This window comes from Streptococcus sanguinis (genome assembly GCF_019929145.1).
Taxonomy (GTDB): domain Bacteria; phylum Bacillota; class Bacilli; order Lactobacillales; family Streptococcaceae; genus Streptococcus; species Streptococcus sanguinis_U.
The window spans coordinates 194916-216594 of the sequence record NZ_JAHZOW010000003.1; the positions used below are offsets into that span (position 1 = coordinate 194916).

Here is a 21679-nt window from a genome sequence, read left to right on the forward strand (position 1 = left end):
CTTTTAATTCCTTCAACCGCTAATGATTTTCTTTTTATCTTAGCATTGGAAATCTCTATAACATAATAAAGCACTATTGATTGAATTCTCGAAGTTTGAAAACCATCTAAAAGCTTCTACTTTCTATACTATCGTTACAATCAGACAAGCTAAGCAGGCCTGTCTGACAATTCAACCAATATGTCAAGTAAAGCAACTACTTATGTATTACAAACAACTATACCAACAAAGTAAACTTAAAAGCGAATGAATTTGGTTTCCTTTCTTTCTATTTCCTTAATTCTATTATAGTACTCTATCCAGATTTTTGCAAGCGTTTACAACTAAGAAATTAAAAAACTTTTTAGCTAAGAAAAAAGAAAGGAGACCTTAAAATGATCTCCTTTAAATTCTAGATAATTTTTATCCGTGACTATAGCTAACAAAGACTTTTTATAAGGAAAATCAACTATTGGTTTTATTTATCGTCTTTTTTAACCATATTTTTAACGCCTTCGATGGCGCCTTCAACAGCATCTTTGGCATCTTCTGCAACTTCTTTAACTTTAGAAACTACTTTTTCAGCAGCTCCTTCTTTTTCTGTTTTTTTATCACCAGTTAATTTGCCTAGTCCTTCTTTCACAGAACCTTTAGCTTGGTTGAATTTTTCTTCTGTAGACATATTTGATACCTCCGTTATTAGTTTCCATTTTTAAAGAAATGAAAGAATATAAGAATTCCTAAACTTAGTTAGAGAATTAACGAACACGAGCTTTTTCATTTGATGCAGCGTCTTTAACAGCCTCTACACCATCGCCAACTTTTTCTTGAACAGCTGAGAAACCACCGCTAATGCCAGATTTTGCTTTTTCGAACTGCTCTGAAGCAAATTCGCCTGTTGATTCAGCAACATCTGTCACTCGGTCTTGAAGGCTTACTGAATCCGCTTCGTGTTGTTCTTTCGTTTTAATATCAACGACATTGACATTTACTTCAACAACTTCCAAATCAGTCATCTTAGAAACTTCTTCTACAACAACTTTCTTGATTTCTTTGTATAAAGCAGGAACATTCTTTTGATATTCTGCAACCACATTCAGGTCAACAGCTACTTGTTCTTTACCAACTTCAACATTGACACCATGAGTGACATTGTCAGAGTTGACCAATTTATCTTTTATGTTAGAGAAGAAGCCACCGTCAACAGCCAGCAAACCTGAAACTTTCTCTAAAGAGAGACCGATAATTTTTTGAATGACCTTATCATCGTAAGTCAATTCACCTTTTACTTCATGAGCTGCTTGAGCAACTTCTTTTTTAGCAACATCTTTAACATCTTTATTTGACATGTTAAACTCCTTTATTTTTATTTTAATATATTATTTTTTTGAATATAATATCCAATTCCTGCCCCTAGAGTAGCGCAAATCAAGACAAATAAAGTCTTAAAGAAGCCAAAGGATAGGATAAAACACGCTAGAATAATGCCTGCTAATCCAGACAAGATTGGATATTGATATTTTTTAAACCATTCCATTTTTTACTTCCTTACTTTACACGACTAGTAGTTTTTTTAGCCGCTTCTTTTGGCTTGAAGTCTGAGACAGAGATTTTAAGCTTGACATTATGATTGATTCCGAAGAATTCTGTCAATCCAGACGCAATTTCTTCTTGAATCAACTGACTTCTCTTGATGATGTTTTCCGAAGGAACAATTGCCCCTTTAACGGAAACCATGCATTTGTTTTTACGGCTATTTACTGAAACTGTAGGATCTTTAATTAAACCGTGTTCTGTTAACAGACTACGAACAAACCCTTCAATGGCTGAATTTTTCAGCATCAGTTTCCCATCCGTATCAGCTAGCTGAATTTCCAAACGTCTCTTAGGATAAAAAACTATCACTAACATCAGTAGTAAGATTAAGCTTGCTAAAACCACAGTGCCCCAGAAAACATACCTAGAAAGATAGTAGCCCACAAAAGGAATCTGCTTCCAAGTGAATAACTTCCAGCTAAATAACTGGAGCCCCAGACCGCTGACTTTATGAAAGTCTAGCAAAACAGGAATCAAAATTGTCAAGATTAAAATACAGAAAATAAGGGAAAGTATTTTTCTTGATTTTGACATATTGAATCCTCACATCATTAAATTTTAAATTGTATTTTGAAAGTAAAAAGACAATTTATGCATTTTTACCTACAAAAAATGATACAACAGCTACTACAATAACTGCACCAATAATAGAAGGAAGCAAGGCCATACCAGCTAAACTAGGACCCCAAGTTCCCAAAAGTGACTGACCGACAGCAGAACCAACTAAACCTGCAACAACGTTTGCAATAACACCCATTGAGCCGCCTTTTTTAGTGATTGATCCAGCAATAAGACCAATAACACCTCCAACAATAATAGACCAAAGCATATTGATTCTCCTTTCTAATTTTTTCTAAATCAAAATTGTTTAATAATATTTTTTACTATTATTTTTTGATTAACATAATTATATAATTTTCCAACTTGGAAACATAATAATTCAACTTAGTTTTCTTTCCGTTTATCTGTACTATAGATACGCAAAGATAAGAATTCCTTGTTCTATAGGCTTTTATCAGCATTTTTAGATATATTTTAGAGTTGTTAAACGAGGTTAAACGCATAAAATATGGTATAATTGCCTGATAATAAAAACACTATATAAAGAAAGATAATATTTTAATGCGAGAATTACTATCTAAAAAGAGCCACAGGCAATTAGAACTACTAGAACTACTATTTAAAAACAAACGCTGGTTTCATATTTCTGAACTGGCTGAACTATTGAATTGTACAGAACGTTCAGTAAAAGATGATTTATCCCATGTCAAGTCTGCGTTTCCTCAATTGATTTTTCACTCGTCCACTAATGGTATACGTATCATTAATACCGATGATAGTGATATTGAGATGGTGTATCACCATTTTTTTAAGCACTCAATCCATTTTTCAATTTTAGAATTCATCTTCTTTAACGAAGGATATGAAACTGAGAGTCTTTGTAAAGAGTTTTATATAAGCTCTTCCTCACTCTATCGTATAATCAGTCATATTAACAAAATTATAAAAAAACAATATAATTTCAAAATTAGTCTCAATCCTGCTCGGATTATTGGAGATGAGATTGATATCCGTTATTTTTTTGCACAATATTTTTCGGAAAAATATTATTTTCTTGAATGGCCCTTTACAGATTTTTCAGTAGAACCTTTGTGTAAGCTGTTAGCACTGGTCTATAAAGAAACTGCATTTCCTGTCAATTTCGCAACTCAAAGAATGTTAAAATTGCTACTCGTTACGAATTTATATCGAATAAAGTTTGGTCATTTCTTAGAAGTTGAGAAAGATTCTTTTAACAATCAATTGTTAGAATCTTTCATGCAGGCAGAAGGAATTGAAGACATTGTAGCGAGCTTTGATTCTGAATATCATATCTCTCTGAATAAAGAAGTGATAGGTCAACTATTTGTCTCCTATTTTCAAAAAATGTTTTTCATTGATGAAAATCTATTTATGAGCTGCGCAAAAACAGACAGCTATGTAAAAAATTCGTATCAATTATTAAGTGATTTAATTGATCAGATAGAAAGCAAATATAATCTAAAAATAGACAATAATGACAATCTTATTTGGCATTTGCATAATACAGCACATCTGCACCGTCAGGAACTATCTACAGAATTTATTCTGTTTGATCAAAAAGGGAATACAATCAAGAACTTTCAAAATATTTTCCCTCAATTTGTTTCAGATATTAAAAAAGGGATTGAACATTATCTAGAGACTTTGGATATCTATAGCACACCAATGAAAGTCAACCATCTATCCTATACTCTTATCACTCACAGCAAACATTTAGTGCTGAATCTTTTACAAAATCAGCCTAAATTAAAGGTTTTAGTCATGAGTAATTTTGATCAGTATCATGCAAAATCAGTAGCAGAGACACTTTCTTATTATTGCAGCAACAATTTTGAACTTGAAGTTTGGAATAAATTAGAACTATCAATTGATTCTTTAAAAGAATCACCTTACGATATCATCATTTCTAATTTTATTATTCCACCCATTGAGAACAAGAGACTGATCTATTCCAATAATATTAATACGGTCGCACTCATCTCCTTACTTAACGCAATGATGTTTATTCGATTAGACGAGTGATTTGGACTATTTTTATAACAAAAAAACCGCATTCTAGCGGTTTTTATTAATCTATGAGAGCCTTTTGAACATTAATTGTCTAACTTTGTGGGAGCAGTACATTATTTAGTACATATTCTTTTTCTTGTTTTTACAAAACTCTGAGCAAGCCTATTCAAACAAGCCATAGTAGTCCGCGATGGTCATCTTGGCTTTCTCGTCTTTATTTAAGTCCTGAATAATCTGCCCGTCTTTCATAACGATTAGTCGGTTGCCGTATTTGAGGGCATCCTCCATGTGATGTGTAATCATAAGGGCTGTGAGGCGGTCACGATTGACAAATTCATTGGTCAGCTCCATCAAGGCTACACTGGTCTTGGGATCCAGTGCTGCAGTATGCTCATCCAGAAGCAAAAGCTCTGGTCGCTTGAGCGTTGCCATGAGCAGACTCAAAGCCTGTCTTTGCCCGCCAGAAAGAAATTCAATCGGCGTATCCAGATGCTTGTCCAGACCATTACCGATTTTCTCAATCGTCGCCTGAAACTCTTCCCTGTAGCTGTTGAGTCCACGGGGCACCAAGCCACGCTTTTCGCCTCGGAATTTGGCAATGAGAAGATTTTCCGCCACTGTCATCCGCGGAGCCGTTCCCATCTTAGGATCCTGAAAGACACGGGACAGGTACTTGGCCCGCTTTTCTGGTGAAAAATGAGTGACATTTTCCCCCAAGATATGAATGCTGCCGCTGGTTAGGGGGAGAGTTCCGGCAATGACATTGAACAGGGTTGACTTTCCTGCACCGTTTCCACCTAAAATTGTAATAAAATCATGCTCGTGAATGTCTAAAGAAACATCATTTAGGATGATTTTTTCTTCATCAAAGCCGCTCTTTACAAGCTTGGTTGCATTTCTTAATTCTACAATCGCTGTCATTTGCTTAACTTGGCTCCTTTAAAGAATTTATTTTTCAGGGTTGGAATCATGAGACAGACGGCCAGAATCACCGCGCTGTAGAGACGAAGATAGTTAGTATTAAAGCCGAGAGCAATGACGCCCCAGATCAAGAACTGATAGGCAATCGCACCAACGACAATGGTAATCAGACGCTCTGCCAAGGTCAGACTATGGAAGAGCACCTCGCCAATGATAAGACTGGCCAGACCGACAACAATCACTCCAATCCCACGGGACACATCTGCATAACCTTCCTGCTGGGCAATCAGTGCCCCAGCCAGAGCAATCAAGCCATTTGACAGAATCAGTCCCATCAACTCCATACGGCCAGTATTGATCCCAAAACTGCGAGCCATGTCTGGATTATCTCCAGTCGCGATATAGGCCTGCCCTAGCTTGGTATCCAAGAAAAAGAGCAGAGCTGCAATCACTAGACTGACAAAAATCAAACCAGTCAAGAGGTCATTGACTTCTCCTGAAAAGGGCAGAATATCCTGAATTTTACTGCTGCCTAAAAGCCCCAGATTGGCACGGCCCATCAGCATCAGCATGATAGAGTGGCAGGAGGTCATGACCAAAATCCCAGAAAGTAAGGTCGGAATTTTCCCCTTGGTATAGAGCAGACCTGTCACGGCACCCGCAGCACAGCCCGCTAAAACAGCCGCTGCTGTTGCTAGAAAAGGATTGACTCCTTTAGTAATCAAGGTAACAGCCACCGCCCCGCCCAAGGGGAAGGAGCCTTCTGTCGTCATATCAGGAAAGCCCAGAATCCGGAAGGTCATAAAAATACCTAGACCTAGGACGGCCCAAACCAATCCCTGAGAAATAATGGAAAGAATCATAACATTGTCCTAACTAATTAAAATCGTTTCTCTATTTTAACATAAAAAAGGAGCCAATTTCAATGCTGATGCGCAGACAAAGAAATTGACTTCCCAACTATTCCTCAACAACTGTCATTCGACCAGTATCTACATCATAAACCGCTCCAGAGATTTCTACATCAGCTGGAATCAGCGGTGACTGCCGCAGCAAGGCCATATCCTCACGCACACTTTCCTCTACATCTGTAAAAGGTAAAAAGTCCTGATCACTGACATCGACTCCCAGTTCTTTATGAAGATAGGCGGTAAAATCCTCATTCTTAAAGGTCTGTGCCCCGCAGTCTGTATGATGCAAAACCACGATTTCCCGCGTTCCTAGCTGCTGCTGGGAGATGACTAGCGAGCGAATCATGTCCTCTGTTACCCGACCGCCGGCATTGCGCAAGATATGAGCATCTCCTAGTGCTAGACCCAGAGCCTGAGCCACGTGGAGCCTAGAGTCCATGCAGGTCACGATAGCTACCTTGGTCTTGGGATTAATGGGCAGATGTGCCGTTCCATGCAGATCGACATAAGCTTTATTGGCCTTCATAAAGTTTTCAAAATATGACATTTTGACTCCTGACTAATTATATTATTTGATCTTCAAACGAATTAACCTTATCATACTAGATTTTGGCTTTAGAACTTCCCTAACTTCAAAAAAGAGAGAACCTATATGAACTGCTCTCTGTGCTAGCTTTTATCACCCACTACAGTTGACAAAGAGCCGTGAGTTATAACTTCTTAAAGTAGCGAGCAACGGGCCATTGTTCAAAACCAAAGTTCTCATAGGTTTTACGAGCCGGTGCATGACCTAGATCACCACCCGTCTCAACCATGACCATTTCCATTCCTTTTTGTTTAATCTGATCACAAGCATAGGTCATGAGCGCTTTTCCAATACCTTGACGCTGATATCTTGGAGCAACAGCTAGGATATAAATCTCACCCATCTTATCCTCAGGGTGCAAGCGAATGTGAATCCATCCGACTAATTCTTCCTCCAGAAAAGCTAACCAGGCAAACTGACTCTCTTCATTTAAGACTGCTGTTAGATCATTGATTTGCCTTTTTTCCCACCCTTGAGGATAAAAATTATCATAAACAAACTTAGGAACTCCTTTTTCCATTTTTGGAAAAACTGGAGACCAAGCTTGAATTGATAATTCTAAAACAGCCTCTTTATCCAATTTCTGATAAGGTTTTATAGTAATTGTCACTTTATTCTCCTAACGTTTCTTTAATCCGCCAAAAATGCCACGAACGAGTTCGCATCCGATGGTGCTAACAGCTAAATCATAAAGGCGGCCGTTGCCTTTTCAAGGCTTGATTGGCCTTCATAAAGTTTTCAAAATATGACATTCTTTCCCCTTGCTAATACTTTGACATTCAAATAATTTTATATTATCTTACCATCTTTTCTGCTATTTGTCAGTTCTCGGCTTTGTTACAAAAAAATAGGACAGTCAAATCCAGCATCTAATCTGATCTTCCGTCCTAGTTTTATTTATTATGAGCTTCTTGGAATAAACTTGCTGAGTGAGCCTGCAAAGGTTTGAAGATTGAGACTTTGCACATAGACTTCACCAGTACCTTGGAAGGTGTTGACCACTCCTTCACCCGTTCCGATAGACTGCCAGAAGCCATTTTCTAAATGAACATGATAATTCAAAGACTGGCTCCAAGCCACTACATGGGCATTGTCAATTGTTACTTCTTGGTTATGAAGCTCAAGTTTCTTAATAGAACCAAAAGCATTAGCCAAAAGAGTTCCCTGACCTTGGGTCGTCATGACGAAGAAACCGCCTTGCCCGCCAAAGAGGGCTTTCCCAACAGACTGGCGCTCCATAGTATAGTAAGCTGTACCATCAAGAGCTAGAAAGGCACCGTCATTCAGCCGATATTGCTTTTCGCCTAGCTGAAGGGGAATGACTTGACCAGGAGAATCTGGCGCTAAAGCAAGGTAGCCATTATCAGACTGGGCAACAGCCTGAGTAATAAAGGTACTTTCACCAGAAACCATTGACCGACCTACAGCCTTGACAAAACGTCCCAAGCCAGAACCGCTGGCATTGAGCTGGGTATTCAGAGTCACGTTAGGCGTGTGGTAGACCATGCTGCCACGCTGGATAAAGACGGTTTCTCCCTGATTGAGCGACAACTCAACCAAAGGAAACTGCATATTACTGTCCATAGAAAATCGCATTGAATCTGCCTCCTTCTTATTATGACTTGATTATAACATTTTCCTACATTTTGAACAAAGGAAAACTGAAGCATCAAAAAAGAAGAGACTGCCTGAGTCTCTCCTAGAAATTTTCAAGAATTATCAATATTCAGGTGTGGGCGAAGAACATTTGCAAAGGTTTCAATATTGAGACTTTGGATGTAAATTTCGCCAGTTCCATAGAAGGTATTAACCACTCCTTCACCAGTTCCCATGGACTGCCAGAAACCATTTTCTAAATGAATATCATATTCCAACTCTCGGCTCCATGCTACTACGTGGGCATTGTCAATCGTTATCCTATCATTATGCAGCTCGACCTTTTGAATCGAGCCAAAGGAATTTACCAAGAGTGTCCCCTGACCTTGGGTACTCATCACATAAAAGCCTCCTTGGCCACCAAAGAGAGCTCGACCTACCGACTGCCTCTCCAAAGTATAAGAGGCAGAACCATCCATAGCCAGAAAAGCTCCATCATTAAGGCGGTATTGCTTTTCGCCTAGTTCCAGAGCAACAATCTGACCAGGTACATTAGGCGCTAAGGCTAGACGACCGTTATTTGATTGAGCAGTTGCTTCAGTTATAAACACTCCTTCGCCAGAAGCCATAGAACGGCCCACAGCTTGGATTGCCATGCCAAAGATTGATTGAGACTCTGCATTCACTTTAGCATTTAAGACAACGTTGGGGGTGTGATATATCATGCTCCCAGTCTGAATACGAACAGACTCTGATGCATCTAAGGCAATCTCCGCCAAGGGAAATTGAGCATTGTTGGTAATAGAAACATTCATACGATGATCTACCATGGTTGATTAACCTCCTAAAAAATCTGGAAAAACAACTTATAGGAATTTCCAGACAAATCCTATTTTTCTAGCAATATTATAGCACGCACAACAACTTTTCGCAATACTACTTTAATCAAGAAAATACCTTCTTTAAAACTTCCCCAATCGTCGTCACACCAATGACTTGGATATTGTCTGGAACTTTGAGGCCGTTCAGAGAGTTTTTAGGAGCGTAGACTTTAGTGAAGCCCAGCTTTGCTGCTTCGTTGATGCGCTGCTCGATGCGATTAACCCGGCGAATTTCTCCAGTCAGGCCAATTTCACCGATAAAGCACTCTTGAGGATTGGTAGGCAGATCCTTGTAGCTGGAAGCAATGGCGACCGCTACTGCCAAATCAATCGCTGGCTCATCTAGCTTGACGCCACCAGCTGACTTGAGGTAGGCATCTTGATTTTGCAGGAGGAGTCCTGCTCTCTTTTCCAGAACTGCCATGATGAGGCTGGCTCGGTTAAAGTCCAGACCAGTCGTGGTTCGCTTGGCATTGCCAAACATGGTCGGTGTCACCAAAGCCTGCACCTCTGCCAAAATCGGCCGCGTCCCTTCCATGGTCACGACGATGGAAGAACCTGTCGCACCATCCAGACGCTCTTCTAGAAAGACTTCACTTGGATTGACAACCTCAACTAACCCACCAGACTGCATCTCAAAAATGCCAATCTCATTGGTAGAGCCAAAGCGGTTTTTAACTGCCCGTAAAATACGGAAAGTGTGCTGACGTTCGCCTTCAAAATAAAGCACGGTGTCCACCATGTGCTCCAAAGTTCGGGGGCCAGCTAAGGTTCCTTCCTTGGTCATGTGACCAACGATAAAGGTTGCAATATTATTGGTCTTGGCCAGCTGCATGAGCTCAGCTGTCACCTCTCGAACCTGAGAGACAGAACCTTGAACACTGGAAATTTCTGGCGACATCACCGTCTGTATAGAGTCGATAATCAGAAAATCTGGCTTGATTTTCTCAATCTCCGTGCGGATATTTTGCATATTGGTCTCGGCGTAGAGATAAAATTCACTGTCAATATCACCGAGCCGCTCCGCCCGCAGCTTAATCTGCTCAGCTGATTCTTCCCCGCTGACATAAAGGACGGTGCCCTGATGAGAAAGCTGGGTAGATACTTGCAGAAGCAGGGTGGACTTCCCGATACCGGGATCCCCGCCAATCAAGACCAGACTCCCAGGCACTACGCCACCACCCAGCACACGGTTGAACTCATCCATTTCCGTCTTGGTCCTATTGACATCAATAGAAGTGACCTCAGCCAGCTTCATGGGCCGAGTCTTTTCACCTGTCAAGGAAACACGGCCATGCTTGACCTCAGCAGCCTCTACTTCCTCAACAAAAGAAGACCAAGAGCCACAGTTAGGACAGCGACCTAGATACTTGGGCGAATGATATTCACAATTTTGACAGACAAAGGTCGTTTTTTTCTTAGCGATGGTGATTCTCCTTATTTTCTAATAATCCAAACAAAAGTAGATAAGACCTGACACACTTGCTCTATATTAGTAAAGCCAGCCTCTTCTAATAGGTTTGCAACTTCTTGAGGCGAGAAGGAATTCATCAAACTAGTTTGATTCTCATAAGTACGCTGAATTTGTTGCTGATTGGCTCCTAGCTCTGAAGCAAGTGTTTTCCAATAGCCTAGTTGTTGGTTGGAAAAAAAGCTAAGAATCAGAAAGCCACCTTCACTTAAAGACTCATAAATTTTTCGAAGAAAAAAGCGGGGATTTTCAACAAACTGCAACACTAGCAAGCAAGAACAAATCTGATAAGCAGAAAGCAGCACTGCTTCTTCAAACCGACTATTAAGATACTCCGCTTGAGGCAGATGAACCTGTCTTTTAAGCTCTTGTAGCATCGCCTCGCTTGGCTCCACAACCGTCAACCCTGCCTTAGGAAATAAGGATGCCAAACCATTTAACTCATCCGTCTGGCTTGCCAAAGCTAACACCTTATCGACTTTTAAACTGGGTGCTAACCTAAGCAATACTCCTCGGAAAATCACATCTAGCATCACATCATAGCCTGGAATTTTCTGACGAATTTCTGTTGCGTAGTCCTTGTTCTTAAATTCTTTCATATTTTCTTTTATCTTTAAATCCTTTTGTTAAGATTCTTTTTACAGCGAAAAATTAAAACTTCAGTTCACATTCAACAAACTGGCAAAAATCAATCTGCTGATCAGCTACAAACTGGCGGATGAGCATGCGATGGGCTACAAGAGCTACCGTCTCGTATTCTCTGTATTTACTTAGGGTACGCACAAAGCGGTCTTTCATCTGCTCAGCTGTCTCATACCGGACAGGACTTCCTGAAGGAAGTGAGCCTTTATTTTCAAAAAACAGCTTCCGAGCCTGCTCAAACTTTTCTGTCCCACTCTCATATACCTGCCATTCATGCAGCAAAGGCTCCACAAAAAGCGGGAGTTGGCGGTCTCGAATCAGATAGGAAGCCGTCTCCAAAGCCCGCGTCACAGAAGAAGAGATCAGAATTTCCGCCTGTTCCAGCAAAGGATTATCAGCGGCCTCTGTCGCCATCCGACGACCAGCAGCCGACAAGGGAGCCAAATCTAGTCCAAAGCCAGTATAACCAGCCTCTTCCAAAAGTGAATAATCTGGCTCTCCGTGGCGGATAAAAATGATTTTCATACTAATGTCCTGTCGACCCAAATCCACCGGTCCGCACACCTTCCGCTTCATCTCCATCAGCAATCAGAAATGGTGCAAAGACAGCCTGCACTACACGTTCGCCAACTTCAAGGACGACTTCCTGATCCGTGATATTCTTCATTTGGGCAAAGATATGGCCTTCGTTTCCAGGATTGCCATAGTAGTCGCCGTCAATGACCCCAACGGAGTTAATCAAGACTAGACCTTTTTTACGAGGATTGGACGAGCGGTCGTAAAGATAAAGCACCTCGCTCGGCTGCATATAGGCCTTGACACCAGTCGGAACCAGCTTAATCTCCCCTGGCGCAATGAGGGTGCGCTCTGCCACTTTCAAATCGTAGCCAGCTGCGTGAGCCGTCTCTCTCTTGGGCAGCAAATCTTCATTTGTAAAGCTGGAAACCAGCTCGAATCCGCGAATTTTCATGTATTTCTCTTTTCTATTTTTGCTGTCCCTATTATACTAAATTCGCAAAAAACAAGCAAAAAAACCGCCGATTGGCGATTCTCCCTAGTATAGATCTCTGATAATCTCTCCATTATCCAGATAGGTAAACTGCTCCGTCAAATCTGATGTGAAAACTTGATAAATTTCCTTAAAACTAACAGCCAGCGAGTAGCTGTCAAAATCTTCACGGTTAATCCAGAACACCTCGCCTTCGTCGGATGAAACTAGCTCTCCTTCAAAACGATTGGTCTTGTAAAGAAAAACGATGTAGCGCTCATCTTTTTCAGTATAAAACTGCTTGACACCACACAAGCGAGGCTCATAGATAGTCAAACCCGTTTCTTCCTTGACTTCCCGTATCACTGATTTGACAAAGGATTCACGATTTTCAACATGGCCACCTGGAAAGCAAAGGCCAGTCCAATCATCATTTACTTTATTTTGCACTAAAATGCGGTCTCCATCGTAAACCATACACATATTTGTTAAAATAACTCGCTCCGCTCTTGACATCTCTATTCCTCCATCTACCGACCGATTCGCTCGGCCTACTTGTGACTCATTATAACATAAAAGACATCAAATTGTTGAAAATCCAGATTTCTCAGCCTTTCCAGCAAAAAAACCGCCAATAGGGCGGTTCTTATAGGGAGATTATTATGAAAAAGAAAAGTTTTAGGATTTCTAAACAAAGTTAGGAGGTCTTTGTTTATGGTCTTAGTATAGAACACTTATCTTAAATTTTCCTAAAAGTAACTTAAAAAAATAAAATAATTTTTTACAGCTCTTGCAAGAGGTACTGAAATAGCTCCAAATTGCCCTTTTCTTCGTTTATTAAAAACTCCGGATGCCATTGAAGACCTATGATACGATGATTGTCAACCGATTCAATCGCTTCGATGGTATTGTCTCTGGGATCAAAAGCTGTCGCGCGGAAATTAGGCGCCAAGTCTTTGATGCTTTGGCGATGGACCGAATTAATCTGGCTAGCCTGACCAAACAAGCGCTCCACAACGCTATCTTTCTCCGTACGAATGGAGTGCGAAGTACCAAATGGCAATCCCTGCCAGTGATTTTCGATATGCTGATTGAGAGTTCCGCCAAAAGCAACATTTACCAACTGCAGACCGCGGCAGATGGCCATGACTGGCTTGTTTTGGCGCAGGGCTTCTTTCAAGAGTGCCAACTCAAACTCATCGCGAACAATATTGTAGTCGTCACTGTCAATGGTCTTTTCTTCCCCATAAAACTGCGGATGAACATTTTGCCCGCCTGACAAAATCAGCTTGTCAATCGTTTCTACATAATCTTGAACTAAACTTTTATCTCCAACGGGAATCACCATTGGCAGGCCACCAACCATTCGTACGCCGTCCACAAACTTGCGTGAAACAGAGGTGTGAATATTCTTTCCAGCTTCATCTACTGGACAAAGATTGGCTGAAATTCCAACAATTGTTCTGCACATACCGTGATTCCCCCTTATTTTGATATAGTATATCTTACCACTCCTCTGCGAAGCCGTCCAATAGATTTTTTTAATGCTGGTTATAAAAATTTTTTATCAGAATATGCAACAGTATAAATCTCTTTTTTAAAATTTAGAAAAACATTTCAGAATTATCAGAAAATTATTTACTTTTGACAGAAATTTGTTATAATAAGCAGTGTAAAAACTCATAATTTGGAGGTCCCTATGAGAAAATCAAATATTCTTCTTGCCGCAGGGCTCACTCTGCTCTCTGTCGGCTTACTTACAGCTTGCTCTGGAGGCGGAAATTCCCAATCCAGCAAAAAAATCTACAGCTATGTCTTTACGTCTGATCCAACGACTTTGGACTACATCCAGTCGGCAAAGGTGTCTACCCATGAGCTGACTACAAATGGTGTAGATGGCCTACTGGAAAATGATAAATATGGAAACTTAGCTCCGTCTATCGCAGAAGACTGGACAGTCTCTCCAGATGGTCTCATCTATACCTATAAGCTGCGCAAAGATGCCAAGTGGTATACCGCTGATGGTGAAGAATACGCAGATGTTACAGCTCAGGACTTTGTGGCAGGTATCAAACATGCTGCCGATATCAAATCTGACGCCCTCCCTCTTATCCAAGATTCCATCAAGGGACTGAGTGAATATGCAGCTGGTACCAACAAAGACTTTTCAGCTGTTGGAGTCAAGGCACTGGACGATCATACGGTTCAATATACACTCAACAAGCCTGAAACCTACTGGAACTCTAAAACAACATCAGGTGTTATGATGCCGGTCAACGAGGCCTTCCTAGAAAAGCAAGGCAAGGAATTCGGTCAGGCAACCAAAGCCGACTCCATTCTGTATAACGGTCCATTTATCATGAAATCCATTACTTCTAAATCCTCTGTCGAATTTGAGAAGAACCCTAACTACTGGGATAAGGACAAGGTCAAGATTGATGGTGTCAAACTGTCTTACTACGATGGTTCTGACCAAGATTCATTAGCGCGGACCTTCGGAGATGGCGGCTACAGTTTGGCAAGACTCTACCCAGCCACTTCCAGTTATTCCTCAATCGCTGAGAAATACAAAGATAATATCTTCATGACAGAAGCAGGAGCGGGTGTCGGTCTAATCAGCTTTAACATTGACCGTCAAAGTTATAACCATACTTCTAAAACCAGCGATGAACAAAAAGAAGCTACCAAAAAAGCTCTGCTGAACAAGGACTTCCGCCAAGCTCTAGCCTTTGCCCTTAACCGCGAAAGCTATTCGGCTCAGGTCAACGGAGAAGATGCAGCTAAGCCAGCTGTCCGTAATCTCTTTGTTCCGCCAACCTTCGTACAAGCCAATGGCAAGGAATTTGGCACTCTGGTCGAAGAATCACTGGCTTCCTATGGTGACGAGTGGAAAGGTATCAAGCTAGATGACGGTCAAGACGGTCTCCACAATACTGACAAAGCCAAGGCGGAATTTGCCAAAGCCAAGCAGGCTCTTGCAAATGAAGGCGTACAATTCCCAATTCACCTAGATGTTCCTGTCGCTCAGAATTCTACTAACTTCGTCAACCGTATGCAATCTCTGAAACAGTCATTAGAAGAGGCTTTAGGCAAGGACAATGTCTCTGTAGACCTGCAGATGCTGGCTGAGGACGAAGCACTAAACATCACCTTCAATGCTGAAGCTGCTAGCCAGGAAGACTGGGATATCAACGGTCTCGTTGCTTGGGATCCAGACTACCAAGATCCATCTACTTACCTGGACATTTTAGTGCCAGGTAACAGCACTCAGACCAGAACCTACCTTGGATTTGAAGACAAAGACAATGCTGCTGCTAAAGCTGTAGGACTAGATGAGTATAGCAAACTGGTCGAAGAGGCCGGAAACGAAACACAAGATGTTGACAAGCGTTATGAAAAATATGCTGCAGCTCAAGCATGGCTGACAGATAGCGCCCTCGTTGTGCCAACTATGAGCAGCAGAGGAGCAGCACCGTTCATTTCTCGGATTGTACCATTTACAAACTCTTATGCTCAGACAGGTACAAAAGATGCCAACTATCATAAATACGTGGAAATCAGTGATGAAATTGTCACGACTAAAGACTATCAGAAGGCCCAAGAAAAGTGGAAAAAAGAAAAAGAGGAATCCAATAAAAAGGCCCAAGAGGATCTGGCTAAACATGTGAAATAATCACTACTTTGATGTTAATTAAAAATCCAGCAGGAACAGAAACCTGCTGGATTTTTTTAATTTTCTATCTGATTCTTCAAAAGCCCGGCTGATTATACAGCTGCAAAACCAACCATCTACTCAAAGACAAACTGGTTGTGATAGAGCTCTGAGTAGAAGCCACCCAGTTTAAGGAGCTGGTGATGATCGCCCTGTTCAATGACCTCTCCGTCTTTGAGGACGATAATTTGGTCGGCATTAAGGATTGTCTTGAGGCGGTGAGCAATGACAAAGCTAGTTCGGCCAGCTACAACGGCTTCCATGGCTTGCTGAATCTTGCTTTCTGTTACCGTATCGACATTGGAAGTCGCTTCGTCCAAAATCAAGACTTGCGGATCAGTCAGCAGGGTTCTAGCAATGGAAATCAGCTGTTTCTGCCCAGTTGAGAAAATATTCTGATCATCATCTACCAGGGTATCGTATTTGTCTGGCAGACTTTCGATATAGTCATGGATATGAGTCGCACGCGCAGCCGTTTCTACCATCTCCTGACTAGCATCCGGCACACCGAAGCGGATATTGTCCCGAATCGTACCGCTAAATAGCACCGAATCCTGCAAGACAATCCCCACATGGCTCCGTAAGCTATCCAGATCATAGTGTCGAATGTCGCGACCGTCAAACTCGATACTACCATTATCCACATCATAAAAGCGATTAAGCAGGTTCATAATGGTCGTCTTACCTGATCCAGTCGGGCCAACAACAGCCGTCATCTTGCCCTTAGGGGCTAAAATAGATACGTCTTTGAGAATAGGCTTGCCTTCCACATAAGAGAAGTCCACATGCTTGATCTCCACGGAGTCTGTAAGCTCTGTGAAAGCAGGTGCATTCTCTGGCCGGACTTCCTCCGGCGCATCAAACATCTCCTGAATCCGGTCAGCCCCTGTAAAGGCCAACTGCAAACTGCCCCAGCTGGCTGCAATCTGGATGATAGGCTGATAGTACTGCTGGGAAAACTGAGTAAAGGTGGTAATCAGGCCAACTGCAACAGCCGTTTCAACATTAGGGTCGCTCAGTAAGACAGCCGAACCAACAAAAATAACGATGGCTGTATTAATCAAATTCATCCCGTTCATGATAGGGAAGAGAAGGCCTGAAAAGGTCCGGCCTTTAAAAGTTGCTGAGCGTACTCGGTCATTCTGCTCAATGAACCCTTTGATGACCTCCTCCTGCATTCCTTGAACGATAACGGCTTTCTGACCAGAAATGGTTTCATCCATATAAGCATTGAGGCGGCCGACTTCTTTTTGCTGAAGATTGGTGTATTTCCGAGCCAGCCTGACAATAACCACTAGGAGAAGAAAAGCAACCGGTGTGCTGGCTACCGTTATCCAGGCCAATCTAGCATTTTGGACAAACATGATAATCACGAGACCCAGATAGAGCAAGGCATTGCTCATAACCTGGATCATGCTCTCGTTTAGAGCTTGCAGGATATTGTCCAAGTCACTGGTAAAGCGAGATAAAATATCTCCATCCTGATGGCGGTCAAAGAAAGCGACAGTCATCTTGGACAGCTTGCCAAACAGGCCCTTGCGCATCTCATTGGTCGAATGGGCAATAACTCGGGTCATCAAAAGCATGTAAATCAGGCTAGAAACAGACAGGCAGACAAAGGATACCAATACACTGCCCATGACGCTGCCAAAAGTCGACAGAATCTGATCAGTCTCACCCTTCTCTGCAAAAGCACGTCCCAACTCAACCAAATGCTGAACAGCCTGACCGACATAAACCGGAAAAAGGACCTGAAAAACAGTCGCTGTTATCATCATCAAAAGGACAATGACAAAGGATAATTTGTAACGCTTAAAATATTGCCAGAAAAATGCAATCGTCCGCATCTCAGTCCTCCTTTCCTTTCTGAGTTTCGTAGATTTCACGGTAAACATCGTTAGTTGCGACCAATTCCGCATGCGTCCCTTGACCAATCAGCCGTCCTTGATCCAAGACCAAAATCTTATCTGCATGAACAACGGAGCTAATCTTTTGAGCAATGATAATTGTCGTCGTTCCTTGCAGCTCTTTGTTCAAGGCTTCTTGAACCAGCTTTTCTGACTTAGCATCCAAGGCTGAGGTCGAATCATCTAAAATCAAAATATTGGGATTGTTGACAACACCTCTGGCAATGGACATCCGCTGCTTCTGTCCGCCAGAGAAGTTGCTGCCACGCTCCTCCACTGCACTGTCAAAACTCTCTTCCATACGGCTGATAAATTCACTAGCTTGGGCAATACGAGCCGCCCGCTCCATTTCAGGCAGCGAAGCGTTGAGCTTGCCCTGACGGAGATTGTCCGCAATGGTCCCGCTAAATAGAATCGCCCGCTGGAGCACGATGGAAACATTTTTGCGAAGAGTTCCCTGACTAAGCTCTCGCAGATCTCGGCCGCCAATCTTGACAGAACCTTCCTGCGGGTCAAAAAGACGGGGAATCAGCTGGGCCAAGGTAGACTTACCAGCACCTGTCGCACCAACAACGCCAATCATTTGCCCCGACTCAACTTCAAAGCTAATGTCCTTTAGCATTGGCTCGTCATCGTTGGGATAGGAAAAAGTCACATGCTCAAAGCTAAGGCTGCCTTCTAGTTCTTCATCTGGTGAGTCTGGGAAAGTCATAGCTGGCTCCGTTGCCAATACTTCCTTGATCCGACGGATAGAAATGATCCCCCTCGTCACACCATTTCCCAAGAAGCCAACCATAATGATGGTGAAAATAATCTGGCTCAGGTAACCGATAAAAGAAGCGATGGAGCTGACCAGTCCTGGCTCCGCCTGAATCATGCCAGATAGAGTCCAGATAGCCAAGTAAACAGAGCTGTAGCCGACCAACATCATCATTGGCTCAATGATTGAAAAAGCATAGCCGATATAGAGATTCTCTGACAAAAGTTCATCAGACACCTGACTGAACTTATGAAACTGGTCTTCCTCCCGAACGAAGGACTTGACCACTCGCACACCACGAAGATTTTCCTTAGCAATGGCATTGATCTTATCCAAAAGAGTCTGGAATTTCTTAAAACGAGGCCCCATCATCCCCATCATGACAGCCGTTAGACCAGCTATGAGCACAATCAGCAAGAAGATAATCCACCAGAGAGAGGGCATGGTCACAATGGCCAAGATAACTGATCCGATAAAAAGAATGGGCAGTCGAAGAAGAATTTGAAAGAGCATCATGGTCACATTTAGAATCTGATTGATGTCATTCGTCATCCGCACGACTAGATTGCCGGCGTTGAATTCCTCGATATTGGCATAAGAAAAGGTCTGGATCTTGCGGAAAGTCTCCTCACGGAGATCTGATGAGACAGCCTGGGCAATGTAAGCCGCCAAGGTTACATTAATCCCTCCTGCCACCAGTCCGACAAAACCGATGCCAATCAGCCAACCACCCATACTGTAGATGGTCTGGCTATTTTGCTCCTGCAGAGCATCTAAGATGTGCTTTAAAAACCAGGGCAGTAAAAGAGAGCTGGCAATCATCAGCGAGGTCATCAAAAGCGAACTCAGGGCATACCATTTATACCGTAATAGACTTTTAAAAAACATGCTTCCTCCTACTTTTTTCATATTTGACTTAGTTTCCTTACTATATCATAGATAAAAACAATGTCAAGCAAGAAATTTCTTATATTATATGGTAAAATGAGATATAGACTCTAAAACTGATTTAAATTCAGACTCGGAATTTCATCATAAGGAGAAGATATGGATAAACAACGAGTTGCTGTGATTGGTCCTGGTTCTTGGGGAACAGCCTTATCACAAGTATTAAACGACAACGGACACGAGGTTCGTATTTGGGGAAATATCGCTGAGCAAATCAACGAAATCAACGACGAACACACCAATAAACGCTATTTCAAAGATATTGTACTGGACGAAAAGATCAAGGCTTATCATAATCTGGAAGAAGCTTTAAAAGATGCCGATGCCGTGCTTTTTGTCGTGCCTACCAAGGTAACCCGTCTGGTAGCCAAACAAGTAGCTCAAGCTCTGGACCACAAGGTAAAAATCATGCACGCCTCCAAGGGACTGGAGCCCAATACTCATGAACGGATTTCAACTATCCTGGAAGAAGAAATCCCTGCAGAGCTACGCAGCGAGATTGTCGTTGTCTCAGGTCCCAGCCATGCTGAGGAAACCATTGTACGCGATATTACCCTAATTACTGCTGCTTCTAAGGACCTAGAAACAGCTAAGTATGTGCAGGAGCTCTTCAGCAATCACTACTTCCGCCTATACACCAATACCGACGTTATCGGAGTGGAGACTGCCGGCGCTCTGAAAAACATCATCGCAGTCGGAGCCGGTGCTCTACACGGACTAGGCTATGGTGACAATGCCAAGGCAGCTATTATCACACGCGGTCTGGCCGAAATCACGCGTCTAGGTGTCAAGTTAGGAGCCAATCCTCTGACTTACAGCGGCCTATCTGGTGTCGGTGACCTGATTGTCACAGGGACCTCTGTCCACTCCCGCAACTGGCGGGCCGGCAATGCTCTAGGACGCGGGGAGAAGTTAGCTGATATTGAAGCCAATATGGGCATGGTTATCGAAGGAATTTCCACCACTAAGGCTGCCTATGAACTGGCCCAGGAGCTGGATGTTTATATGCCGATTACCCAGGCTATTTATAAGGTTATTTATCAAAACTGTAATATCAAAGAAGCCATTTATGAAATCATGAACAATGAATTCAAGGCTGAGAACGAATGGACTTCGTTCTAATAGAAAGGAAATAATTATGTCAAAAGTTAAGAAAGCCGTCATCCCTGCAGCTGGTCTCGGAACCCGCTTCCTGCCAGCTACTAAAGCACTAGCCAAAGAAATGTTGCCAATCGTTGACAAGCCAACCATCCAGTTTATCGTTGAGGAAGCTCTCAAATCTGGAATTGAAGATATTCTAGTTGTCACAGGTAAGTCAAAACGCTCCATCGAAGACCACTTTGACTCAAACTTTGAATTAGAATATAACCTCAAAGAAAAGGGTAAAGACGACTTGCTCAAATTGGTTGATGAAACCACTGGTATCGGTCTGCACTTCATCCGTCAAAGCCATCCGCGCGGACTGGGAGATGCTGTCCTTCAGGCTAAGGCTTTCGTAGGAAACGAGCCTTTCGTTGTCATGCTGGGCGATGACCTTATGGACATCACCAATGATAAGGCTGTGCCGCTGACCAAGCAATTGATTGATGACTACGAGGCTACTCACGCTTCTACCATCGCTGTCATGCAGGTCCCTCATGATGAAGTTTCCTCTTATGGTGTGATTGCCCCTCAAGGCGAAGGTGTCAAAGGTCTCTACAGCGTGGAAACTTTTGTCGAAAAGCCAAAACCTGAAGATGCACCGAGTGATTTGGCTATTATCGGCCGCTACCTGCTGACACCAGAAATTTTTGAAATCTTGGAAAAGCAAGCGCCAGGTGCTGGAAATGAGATTCAGCTGACCGATGCGATTGATACTCTTAACAAGACGCAGCGCGTGTTCGCTCGCGAATTCAAAGGTGATCGCTATGATGTCGGTGACAAGTTCGGCTTTATGAAGACTTCAATCGACTACGCCCTCAAGCATCCGCAGGTCAAAGACTCCTTGAAGCAGTATATCATTGACTTGGGTCATACATTAGAGAAAAAACAAAGTAAAAAATAATTGATTCAAACAACTAGCCTTGAAAATAAAATTTTAGCTATAAAAAAGAGGTTAAAAATGAACCGCACCCCCAAAAGTTAGACAGAAAAAATCTAACTTTTGGGGTGTTTTTAAATGAAACTAACTTATGAGGATAAAGTTCGAA

The 21679-nt window shown here is 42.2% G+C and carries 23 protein-coding genes and 2 pseudogenes; 4 read left to right on the forward strand and 21 right to left on the reverse strand.

Going from position 1 to position 21679, the window contains the following annotated elements:
• Positions 1-457: 457 nt before the first annotated feature.
• The 5 genes from K1I94_RS08480 to K1I94_RS08500 all read right to left on the reverse strand — a co-directional run bounded on the left by K1I94_RS08480 (position 458) and on the right by K1I94_RS08500 (position 2404).
• On the reverse strand, positions 458-661 hold the full coding sequence (locus K1I94_RS08480; RefSeq protein WP_002893927.1) for a CsbD family protein: 204 nt from the start codon (positions 659-661) through the stop codon (positions 458-460).
• 76 nt (positions 662-737) lie between these two features.
• Positions 738-1328, reverse strand: a complete 591-nt coding sequence (locus tag K1I94_RS08485) for an Asp23/Gls24 family envelope stress response protein (RefSeq protein ID WP_002907890.1) — start codon at positions 1326-1328, stop codon at positions 738-740.
• Between the two features lie 17 nt (positions 1329-1345).
• The gene (locus K1I94_RS08490) at positions 1346-1516 is read right to left on the reverse strand and encodes a DUF2273 domain-containing protein (protein ID WP_223315052.1); all 171 of its coding nucleotides are present in this window, start codon (positions 1514-1516) and stop codon (positions 1346-1348) included.
• Between the two features lie 11 nt (positions 1517-1527).
• Positions 1528-2109, reverse strand: coding sequence for an alkaline shock response membrane anchor protein AmaP (amaP, locus tag K1I94_RS08495; RefSeq protein WP_002926221.1), 582 nt, complete (start codon positions 2107-2109; stop codon positions 1528-1530).
• Between the two features lie 55 nt (positions 2110-2164).
• Complete coding sequence (locus K1I94_RS08500) at positions 2165-2404, reverse strand: GlsB/YeaQ/YmgE family stress response membrane protein (protein WP_002920347.1); 240 nt, start codon at positions 2402-2404, stop codon at positions 2165-2167.
• Between the two features lie 293 nt (positions 2405-2697).
• Here K1I94_RS08500 and K1I94_RS08505 point away from each other — a divergent pair, with 293 nt between their 5' ends.
• Positions 2698-4179: a M protein trans-acting positive regulator PRD domain-containing protein gene (locus K1I94_RS08505; RefSeq protein ID WP_223315053.1), complete on the forward strand. Its 1482-nt coding sequence runs from the start codon at positions 2698-2700 to the stop codon at positions 4177-4179.
• Between the two features lie 150 nt (positions 4180-4329).
• On the opposite strand, the gene K1I94_RS08510 is transcribed toward K1I94_RS08505, so the two are convergent.
• The 12 genes from K1I94_RS08510 to K1I94_RS08565 form a co-directional block, all read right to left on the reverse strand.
• On the reverse strand, positions 4330-5088 hold the full coding sequence (locus tag K1I94_RS08510) for an ABC transporter ATP-binding protein (protein ID WP_002905458.1): 759 nt from the start codon (positions 5086-5088) through the stop codon (positions 4330-4332).
• A complete protein-coding gene (locus K1I94_RS08515; protein WP_002899165.1) occupies positions 5085-5951 on the reverse strand; it encodes an ABC transporter permease in 867 nt (288 codons plus the stop codon). The genes K1I94_RS08510 and K1I94_RS08515 overlap by 4 nt, the downstream gene beginning before the upstream one ends.
• A gap of 97 nt (positions 5952-6048) precedes the next feature.
• The gene (locus tag K1I94_RS08520; protein WP_002893938.1) at positions 6049-6546 is read right to left on the reverse strand and encodes a beta-class carbonic anhydrase; all 498 of its coding nucleotides are present in this window, start codon (positions 6544-6546) and stop codon (positions 6049-6051) included.
• A 163-nt stretch (positions 6547-6709) separates the two neighbouring features.
• Positions 6710-7195 carry a GNAT family N-acetyltransferase gene (locus K1I94_RS08525; protein ID WP_002893940.1) on the reverse strand — a complete coding sequence of 162 codons (486 nt, stop codon included), beginning with the start codon at positions 7193-7195 and terminating at the stop codon, positions 6710-6712.
• Between the two features lie 290 nt (positions 7196-7485).
• Positions 7486-8181, reverse strand: coding sequence for a TIGR00266 family protein (locus K1I94_RS08530; protein WP_125401782.1), 696 nt, complete (start codon positions 8179-8181; stop codon positions 7486-7488).
• A gap of 113 nt (positions 8182-8294) precedes the next feature.
• A complete protein-coding gene (locus K1I94_RS08535; protein WP_002916623.1) occupies positions 8295-9011 on the reverse strand; it encodes a TIGR00266 family protein in 717 nt (238 codons plus the stop codon).
• Between the two features lie 115 nt (positions 9012-9126).
• The gene (radA, locus tag K1I94_RS08540) at positions 9127-10494 is read right to left on the reverse strand and encodes a DNA repair protein RadA (RefSeq protein WP_223315067.1); all 1368 of its coding nucleotides are present in this window, start codon (positions 10492-10494) and stop codon (positions 9127-9129) included.
• 5 nt (positions 10495-10499) lie between these two features.
• On the reverse strand, positions 10500-11132 hold the full coding sequence (locus K1I94_RS08545; RefSeq protein ID WP_223315054.1) for a methyltransferase domain-containing protein: 633 nt from the start codon (positions 11130-11132) through the stop codon (positions 10500-10502).
• Positions 11133-11184: 52 nt separating this feature from the next.
• Positions 11185-11700, reverse strand: coding sequence for a histidine phosphatase family protein (locus K1I94_RS08550; protein ID WP_223315055.1), 516 nt, complete (start codon positions 11698-11700; stop codon positions 11185-11187).
• Position 11701: 1 nt separating this feature from the next.
• Positions 11702-12145: a dUTP diphosphatase gene (locus K1I94_RS08555; RefSeq protein ID WP_223315056.1), complete on the reverse strand. Its 444-nt coding sequence runs from the start codon at positions 12143-12145 to the stop codon at positions 11702-11704.
• A gap of 84 nt (positions 12146-12229) precedes the next feature.
• Complete coding sequence (locus tag K1I94_RS08560) at positions 12230-12679, reverse strand: 8-oxo-dGTP diphosphatase (protein WP_223315057.1); 450 nt, start codon at positions 12677-12679, stop codon at positions 12230-12232.
• 265 nt (positions 12680-12944) lie between these two features.
• Positions 12945-13634 carry a gamma-glutamyl-gamma-aminobutyrate hydrolase family protein gene (locus K1I94_RS08565; protein WP_002893948.1) on the reverse strand — a complete coding sequence of 230 codons (690 nt, stop codon included), beginning with the start codon at positions 13632-13634 and terminating at the stop codon, positions 12945-12947.
• A gap of 228 nt (positions 13635-13862) precedes the next feature.
• Here K1I94_RS08565 and K1I94_RS08570 point away from each other — a divergent pair, with 228 nt between their 5' ends.
• Positions 13863-15836, forward strand: coding sequence for a peptide ABC transporter substrate-binding protein (locus tag K1I94_RS08570; RefSeq protein ID WP_223315058.1), 1974 nt, complete (start codon positions 13863-13865; stop codon positions 15834-15836).
• Positions 15837-15952: 116 nt separating this feature from the next.
• Here the strand turns inward: K1I94_RS08570 and K1I94_RS11405 are convergent, their stop codons facing one another.
• The 4 genes and pseudogenes from K1I94_RS11405 to K1I94_RS08580 form a co-directional block, all read right to left on the reverse strand.
• The gene (locus tag K1I94_RS11405) at positions 15953-16741 is read right to left on the reverse strand and encodes an ABC transporter ATP-binding protein (RefSeq protein WP_398578214.1); all 789 of its coding nucleotides are present in this window, start codon (positions 16739-16741) and stop codon (positions 15953-15955) included.
• A 135-nt stretch (positions 16742-16876) separates the two neighbouring features.
• A pseudogene (locus K1I94_RS11410) lies at positions 16877-17608 on the reverse strand (ABC transporter permease); the annotation flags it as partial.
• Positions 17584-17722: pseudogene (locus tag K1I94_RS11415) on the reverse strand (ABC transporter ATP-binding protein); the annotation flags it as partial. The pseudogenes K1I94_RS11415 and K1I94_RS11410, both read right to left, overlap by 25 nt.
• Before the next feature lies 1 nt (position 17723).
• A complete protein-coding gene (locus tag K1I94_RS08580) occupies positions 17724-19430 on the reverse strand; it encodes an ABC transporter ATP-binding protein (RefSeq protein WP_223315060.1) in 1707 nt (568 codons plus the stop codon).
• A 159-nt stretch (positions 19431-19589) separates the two neighbouring features.
• On the opposite strand from K1I94_RS08580, the gene K1I94_RS08585 reads away from it, so the two are divergent.
• The gene (locus tag K1I94_RS08585) at positions 19590-20612 is read left to right on the forward strand and encodes an NAD(P)H-dependent glycerol-3-phosphate dehydrogenase (RefSeq protein ID WP_048773874.1); all 1023 of its coding nucleotides are present in this window, start codon (positions 19590-19592) and stop codon (positions 20610-20612) included.
• Between the two features lie 16 nt (positions 20613-20628).
• Positions 20629-21534 (forward strand): UTP--glucose-1-phosphate uridylyltransferase GalU, encoded by a 906-nt coding sequence (gene galU / locus K1I94_RS08590; RefSeq protein WP_002893959.1) that lies wholly within the window; start codon positions 20629-20631, stop codon positions 21532-21534.
• Positions 21535-21679: the final 145 nt, after the last annotated feature.

Coding starts and splice junctions, on each gene's coding strand:
- K1I94_RS08505 (WP_223315053.1), top strand. CDS start 2,698: ATGCGAGAATTACTATCTAAAAAGAGCCACAGGCAATTAGAACTACTA.
- K1I94_RS08515 (WP_002899165.1), bottom strand. CDS start 5,951: ATGATTCTTTCCATTATTTCTCAGGGATTGGTTTGGGCCGTCCTAGGT.
- K1I94_RS08490 (WP_223315052.1), bottom strand. CDS start 1,516: ATGGAATGGTTTAAAAAATATCAATATCCAATCTTGTCTGGATTAGCA.
- galU (WP_002893959.1), top strand. CDS start 20,629: ATGTCAAAAGTTAAGAAAGCCGTCATCCCTGCAGCTGGTCTCGGAACC.
- K1I94_RS08585 (WP_048773874.1), top strand. CDS start 19,590: ATGGATAAACAACGAGTTGCTGTGATTGGTCCTGGTTCTTGGGGAACA.
- K1I94_RS11405 (WP_398578214.1), bottom strand. CDS start 16,741: ATGTTTGATGCGCCGGAGGAAGTCCGGCCAGAGAATGCACCTGCTTTC.
- K1I94_RS08510 (WP_002905458.1), bottom strand. CDS start 5,088: ATGACAGCGATTGTAGAATTAAGAAATGCAACCAAGCTTGTAAAGAGC.
- K1I94_RS08550 (WP_223315055.1), bottom strand. CDS start 11,700: ATGAAAATCATTTTTATCCGCCACGGAGAGCCAGATTATTCACTTTTG.
- K1I94_RS08555 (WP_223315056.1), bottom strand. CDS start 12,145: ATGAAAATTCGCGGATTCGAGCTGGTTTCCAGCTTTACAAATGAAGAT.
- K1I94_RS08520 (WP_002893938.1), bottom strand. CDS start 6,546: ATGTCATATTTTGAAAACTTTATGAAGGCCAATAAAGCTTATGTCGAT.
- K1I94_RS08565 (WP_002893948.1), bottom strand. CDS start 13,634: ATGTGCAGAACAATTGTTGGAATTTCAGCCAATCTTTGTCCAGTAGAT.
- K1I94_RS08500 (WP_002920347.1), bottom strand. CDS start 2,404: ATGCTTTGGTCTATTATTGTTGGAGGTGTTATTGGTCTTATTGCTGGA.
- K1I94_RS08480 (WP_002893927.1), bottom strand. CDS start 661: ATGTCTACAGAAGAAAAATTCAACCAAGCTAAAGGTTCTGTGAAAGAA.
- K1I94_RS08545 (WP_223315054.1), bottom strand. CDS start 11,132: ATGAAAGAATTTAAGAACAAGGACTACGCAACAGAAATTCGTCAGAAA.
- K1I94_RS08570 (WP_223315058.1), top strand. CDS start 13,863: ATGAGAAAATCAAATATTCTTCTTGCCGCAGGGCTCACTCTGCTCTCT.
- K1I94_RS08530 (WP_125401782.1), bottom strand. CDS start 8,181: ATGCGATTTTCTATGGACAGTAATATGCAGTTTCCTTTGGTTGAGTTG.
- amaP (WP_002926221.1), bottom strand. CDS start 2,109: ATGTCAAAATCAAGAAAAATACTTTCCCTTATTTTCTGTATTTTAATC.
- K1I94_RS08535 (WP_002916623.1), bottom strand. CDS start 9,011: ATGGTAGATCATCGTATGAATGTTTCTATTACCAACAATGCTCAATTT.
- K1I94_RS08485 (WP_002907890.1), bottom strand. CDS start 1,328: ATGTCAAATAAAGATGTTAAAGATGTTGCTAAAAAAGAAGTTGCTCAA.
- K1I94_RS08560 (WP_223315057.1), bottom strand. CDS start 12,679: ATGTCAAGAGCGGAGCGAGTTATTTTAACAAATATGTGTATGGTTTAC.
- K1I94_RS08580 (WP_223315060.1), bottom strand. CDS start 19,430: ATGTTTTTTAAAAGTCTATTACGGTATAAATGGTATGCCCTGAGTTCG.